Consider the following 5494-nt stretch of genomic DNA (forward strand, 5'->3'; position numbering starts at 1 on the left):
GCCACGACGGCGACGCAGGAGATCCTTCCCGCCGTTTATCGTAAGTTAGCGCCTATGGGCGTCCCGCCCGCATCTCCGGCGCCGACGATTGACGTTTTGCCCTTCGCTGCCGCTACGGGCGAATGCGGGCGGGACGCCCGCGCTCCCAGGTTTGTACTCGTATCATGTTCAAAAATCAAGAACAAACAGGCAACCCATACCCGCCAAGCATTCTTCACTGTCCGTGCGTCAAGGCGCTGGAGACCGTTCGCACACGGGCGTAGGCTGCGCCCGGGGTCGTTGCGAACTCGCCGCTGGCGAGGGGGGAGAATTCACATGTCAGGTTCGTTCAAAGGCGTCGCCCGCCTGGCGGCGGTGGCCGGCATTGCCGCCGTGGCGGGGGGTCTCGCCGTGTATGTGCCGATGCGCACGGCCGAAGCGGAGAACCAGCCGCAGATGCGCAATGCGCTACAGGCGCTGCAGAACGCGCGGAACTTCCTGAACAACGCCACCGCCGACAAGGGCGGCCATCGCGCCAAGGCGCTGGAATACGTCAACGGCGCCATCGACCAGGTGAACCGCGGCATCGCGTTCGACAACCGGCGCTGAAGACAACGCTCGAATGTGAGTCGCGCCTGGCATCCCGAGCGAGGGATCTAGACGCCGTTCCTAGATCCCTCGCTACGCTCGGGATGACAGGCGTGGGCTCAAAAAATCACAGGCTATCGGGATGACGGCTGTATCAGTGACCCACGCTTCCAGGTGCTAAGCGTCCGCCCGCGCCCACAGCGAGAGGCCATAGACCAGGGTCACGATCACGCCCGCCGCCACCGCGCCGGTGCCGGCCGTCATGGCCAGCGGGATCGGGGCGAAGGCCCACAGTCCGGCGTAGACCAGGCCGCTGAGCACCAGGGACCAGCCGGCGACCCGCGAGAGCCGCCGGGCGCAGGCGCTCGGCGCGATCCTCTTGGGCGCGCGATTGCCGTAGTAGGCGATCATGAGCCCGTTCATCGCGACGACGCGCAGCATCGTCTCGTGGTCGATGTGGCCGTGCGTGTGCGCGACCCTTGCGGCCAGCGCCAGCACGACCGCGCCGGCACCCCAGGCCAGGGCCACCAGGAGTTCCTTCTTCATCGCGCGGTCTCCCATTCAGCCACCGGCGCCGGCGCCTCCGTACCCAGGCCGAACGACTGCGCAAAGCCCAGCAGCGCCTCTTCGAGCACCGAGAGCTTCAGGTGATAGATGACCGACTTGCCTGCCTTCTCGGCATGGACCAGATCGGCCTCCCGCAGCACGGCGAAGTGGGCCGACATCGTGGGCTTGGAGACGTCGAAGTGCTTGCCGAGGTCGCCCGCGCTCATCGGTCCGCTCTGCAGCAGTTGCAGCACGCGGCGGCGGGTCGGGTCCGACAGCGCTTTGAAAACCCGGTTCATAGTTCGATGATTAGCTAATTATCGAATCAAAATCAAGCTTGATCGATGACAGCACGAGTCCCATATTGATATCAACGCTGTCGAAACGGCACGGATGATAGCAATGCCCGCCATCACCATCCGCAACTTGCCTGAAGAAGTGCACCGTGCGCTCAAGGTGCGGGCTGCCCGACATGGCCGCAGCACCGAGGCGGAAGTTCGTGACATCCTGGAAACGGCAGTCCGACCAGCAGAGCGCGTGCGTTTGGGCGACGCCCTGGCCGCACTTGGCCGTCGTTTCGGCCTGAAAGACCAGGACCTCACTTTCGAGCGCGACAAGACCCCGGCGGAGCCCATCAACCTCGAATGATCGTCCTCGATACCAATGTCGTTTCGGCGGTGATGAAGCCCTCGAGCGACCCTGTTGTGAGGGCCTGGCTCAACGAGCAGGCGACGGAAACCCTCTACCTGTCCAGCGTCACGCTCGCCGAGCTGCTGTTCGGCATCGGCAGCCTTCCCATGGGCAGGCGCAAGGAGTCGCTGGCAGGCGTGCTGGAGGGCCTGTTTGAACTGTTCGGTCCTCGTATCCTGCCTTTCGACGCCGTCGCTGCGCGGAGCTATGCGGAGATCGCCGTTCGGGCACGAGCCGGTGGCAGGGGCTTTCCCCTCGCAGACGGATTCATTGCCGCGACGGCCGCAGCCCACGGCTTCATGGTGGCGACCCGGGATACCGGCCCGTTTGAAGCCGCCGGTCTGACCGTCATCAACCCGTGGGAGACGGGGCAGTGAACGGGGTCCTTCTCGTGGGAGAGCGAGCGTGTTCCCTTGGCGGGTCCCGTTCGTCAGCATGAGACGGTTCGGTGGCAGCGAAGGAACAAATTAGAAACATCGATTGACATTGTACGGATTACTGTACATATGCGGACAGACATGGAGGATCCAATGGATGTCCTGACCTATTCGGATACCCGGGCGAATTTGAAGGACGTCATGGACCGCGTTGTGCGGGACAAGACGCCGGTGGTGATCACCCGCCAGAAGGCCGAGGCCGTCGTGATGGTCTCGCTGTCCGACTGGAACGCCACGGAAGAGACCCTGCACCTGCTCTCGACACCGGCCAACGCCGAACGCCTGCGCGCGTCGATCCGGGAACTGGATGCCGGCGGCGGCGGCGAGCGCACGCTGTCCGACGCGTGAAGCTGCTTTTTTCCGGGCAGGCCTGGGAGGACTATCAGCACGGGGTCGCCACGGCCCCCAACGTGCTGGACCGCCTGAACGCCTTGATCAGGGAGTGCCGCCGCACGCCGTTCACGGGTACCGGCAAACCGGAAGCCCTCAAGGGCGATCTGAAGGGATGGTGGTCGCGGCGGATCACGCTGGAGGACCGGCTGGTGTATCGGGTCCGCGGTACCGCGCCCGATCAGGTCATCGAGATCGCACAATGCCGGTTCCACTACTGACGAGCTGCTCTCTCATGCCTTCCCCCGCTCGCGGGGGAAGGTGCCCGTTTCGGTACTTCGACGCTTTGCGTCGAAGTACCTGAGGCGGATGGGGGTGATCGTCGAACCACCCGTCTGGCCGCAAGGCACCCCCATCCGGCGCTTCGCGCCACCTTCCCCCGCTGGCGGGGGAAGGTAAACAAAGGCTATACCGACCATCGGCAACCCCCCGGCCCCAAGAGATGTCCGATCCGTTCGACCTGACCGACGAGCCCGAACCTGCGCCCGCACCGCGCGGGCGGCGCGGTGATGCCTCCGGCGCGCCGGTGGCGCCGCCGTCGACGGCGTATCTCGACGGGCTGAACCCGACGCAACGCGAGGCGGTGGAGCACACCGAGGGGCCGCTGCTGGTGCTGGCCGGCGCCGGCACCGGCAAGACGCGCGTGCTGACCACGCGCATCGCCCACATCCTGCTGACCCGGCGCGCCTGGCCCGGCCAGATCCTGGCCGTGACCTTCACCAACAAGGCGGCGCGCGAGATGCTGGAGCGCGTCGCCGCCGCCATCGGCCAGGCCGCCGACGGGCTGTGGCTGGGCACGTTCCACTCCATCGGCGTGCGCATCCTGCGCCGCCACGCCGAGCTGGTGGGCCTGAAGAGCAACTTCACCATCCTCGACACCGACGACCAGGTCAGGCTGATCAAGCAGCTGCTGGCGGCCGAGGGGATCGACGACAAGAAGTTCCCGGCCCGGATCCTGAGCGGCATCATCCAGCGCTGGAAGGACCGTGCCCAGACGCCGGACAAGGTGAGCACCGGCGACGACCAGGCCGAGTTCGCCGACGGCCGCGCGGTCGAGATCTACCGCCAGTACCAGGCGCGCCTGCTGGCGGTGAACGCCGCCGACTTCGGCGACCTGGTGATGCATTGCGTCACCCTGTTCCAGCAGCATCCCGACGTGCTGGCCGACTACCACCGCCGCTTCCGCTACATCCTGGTCGACGAGTACCAGGACACCAACGTGGCGCAGTACCTGTGGCTGCGGCTGCTGGCGCAGAAGACGCAGGGCACACCGGCAGCGCACGACTCTTCTCTTCCCCCTCCCCCTCCCCCCTCGCGGGGGAGGGTTGGGGAGGGGGGGCCTCAGGCGCCGCACGCTGGTGTGGAAGCCCCCCGCCCCAGCCCTCCCCCACAAGGGGGGAGGGGGCATGAAGAGCGGCTCGCTCCCAGCGCCAGCAACATCTGCTGTGTCGGCGACGACGACCAGTCGATCTACGGCTGGCGCGGGGCGGAGGTGGGCAACATCCTGCGCTTCGAGAAGGATTTCCCCGGCGCCGCCATCATCCGGCTGGAGCGCAACTACCGCTCGACGCCGCACATCCTGGCGGCGGCCTCGACCCTGATCGCCAACAACGAGGGCCGCCTGGGCAAGACCCTGTGGACCGAGGAGACCGAGGGCGAGAAGCTGCGCCTGCGCGGCGTGTGGGACGGCGACGAGGAAGCGCGCGTGATCGGCGAGGAGATCGAGGCGCTGCAGCGCGAGAAGCACGCGCTGCGCGAGATCGCGATCCTGGTGCGCGCCGCCTTCCAGACCCGCGAGTTCGAAGAGCGGTTCATGACCCTGGGCGTGCCCTACAAGGTGGTGGGCGGCCCGCGCTTCTACGAGCGCCAGGAGATCCGCGATGCGCTGGCCTACCTGCGGGTGGTGCAGCAGCCCGACGACGACCTCGCCTTCGAGCGCATCTACAACGTGCCCAAGCGCGGCCTGGGCGAGTCGACCCTGAAGACCCTGCGCGACATCCAGAAGACGCAGCGCGTGAGCCTGTTCGAGGCTGCGCGCCGGGCGCTGGAGACCGACGAGCTGCGGCCGCAGGCGCGCAAGACGCTGGGCGACCTGGTGAAGAACTTCGAGCGCTGGCGCACCATGCTCGACGGCATCAGCCACGTCGAGGTGGCGGAGACCCTGCTCGACGAGTCGGGCTACACCGAGATGTGGCAGCGCGACCGTTCGCCCGAGGCGCCGGGCCGGCTGGAGAACCTCAAGGAGCTGATCAACGCGCTGCAGGAGTTCGAGAACCTGCAGGGCTTCCTCGAGCACGTGTCGCTGGTGACCGAGGGCAACCAGAACGCCAACGGCGACATGGTCACCATCATGACCATGCACGCCGCCAAGGGCCTGGAGTTCGACACCGTGTTCCTGCCCGGCTGGGAGGAAGGCCTGTTCCCCAACCAGCGCGCGCTCGACGACAAGGGCCTGTCGGGCCTGGAGGAAGAGCGCCGCCTCGCCTACGTGGCGCTGACCCGCGCGCGCAAGAACGTGCATGTCTCCTTCGCCGCCAACCGCCGCGTCTTCAACCAGTGGCAGGCCGCCATCCCCTCGCGCTTCATCGGCGAGCTGCCGCAGGACCATCTCGAGGCCAGCAGCGACGCCGGCCTCTACGGCACCGCGTCGATGGGCCATTTCGGCAGCATGGGCCGCGGCGGCACGATGGGCCGCAATAGCGCGGTCGCCGGCAGCGGCGGCCGCGGCGGGCTGAGCGACGTCGATGTCGACGCCGACGCCGGTGCCAGCGACGCCGACTGGGGTCCCGACTGGAGCCGCGCCCGCAAGCTGGGCGCCGGCACGCGGCCGGGCAGCACCAGCGTCTACAGCCTGGGCGAGCGCG

8 protein-coding genes are annotated in these 5494 nt (G+C 67.3%); 6 read left to right on the plus strand and 2 right to left on the minus strand.

Translation table 11 applies throughout. The features are described from left to right. Positions 1 to 315 precede the first annotated feature (315 nt). On the plus strand, positions 316 to 588 hold the full coding sequence (locus FQU96_RS41805; RefSeq protein WP_146547373.1) for a hypothetical protein: 273 nt from the start codon (positions 316 to 318) through the stop codon (positions 586 to 588). Between the two features lie 156 nt (positions 589 to 744). Here the strand turns inward: FQU96_RS41805 and FQU96_RS41810 are convergent, their stop codons facing one another. Together FQU96_RS41810 and FQU96_RS41815 are read right to left on the minus strand one after the other, a co-directional pair. Next, a complete protein-coding gene (locus tag FQU96_RS41810; protein WP_178131208.1) occupies positions 745 to 1113 on the minus strand; it encodes an ammonium transporter in 369 nt (122 codons plus the stop codon). Beyond that, positions 1110 to 1412 (minus strand): autorepressor SdpR family transcription factor, encoded by a 303-nt coding sequence (locus tag FQU96_RS41815; RefSeq protein WP_146547374.1) that lies wholly within the window; start codon positions 1410 to 1412, stop codon positions 1110 to 1112. The genes FQU96_RS41810 and FQU96_RS41815 overlap by 4 nt, the downstream gene beginning before the upstream one ends. A 103-nt stretch (positions 1413 to 1515) precedes the next feature. Here FQU96_RS41815 and FQU96_RS41820 point away from each other — a divergent pair, with 103 nt between their 5' ends. The 5 genes from FQU96_RS41820 to FQU96_RS41840 form a co-directional block, all read left to right on the plus strand. After that, complete coding sequence (locus tag FQU96_RS41820; RefSeq protein ID WP_146547375.1) at positions 1516 to 1761, plus strand: plasmid stabilization protein; 246 nt, start codon at positions 1516 to 1518, stop codon at positions 1759 to 1761. Beyond that, entirely contained in the window at positions 1758 to 2180 is a 423-nt protein-coding gene (locus FQU96_RS41825; RefSeq protein ID WP_146547376.1) for a type II toxin-antitoxin system VapC family toxin, read from the plus strand. Before FQU96_RS41820 ends, FQU96_RS41825 begins: the two co-directional genes overlap by 4 nt. A 153-nt stretch (positions 2181 to 2333) precedes the next feature. Next, positions 2334 to 2588 (plus strand): type II toxin-antitoxin system Phd/YefM family antitoxin, encoded by a 255-nt coding sequence (locus tag FQU96_RS41830; RefSeq protein ID WP_146547377.1) that lies wholly within the window; start codon positions 2334 to 2336, stop codon positions 2586 to 2588. Further along, positions 2585 to 2851, plus strand: a complete 267-nt coding sequence (locus FQU96_RS41835; protein WP_146547378.1) for a Txe/YoeB family addiction module toxin — start codon at positions 2585 to 2587, stop codon at positions 2849 to 2851. The genes FQU96_RS41830 and FQU96_RS41835 overlap by 4 nt, the downstream gene beginning before the upstream one ends. Before the next feature lie 221 nt (positions 2852 to 3072). After that, positions 3073 to 5494: ATP-dependent helicase (locus FQU96_RS41840; RefSeq protein WP_146547379.1), on the plus strand; the 2422-nt coding region annotated here is incomplete at its 3' end.

Source organism: Reyranella sp. CPCC 100927, assembly GCF_007859315.1.
Lineage (GTDB): Bacteria > Pseudomonadota > Alphaproteobacteria > Reyranellales > Reyranellaceae > Vineibacter.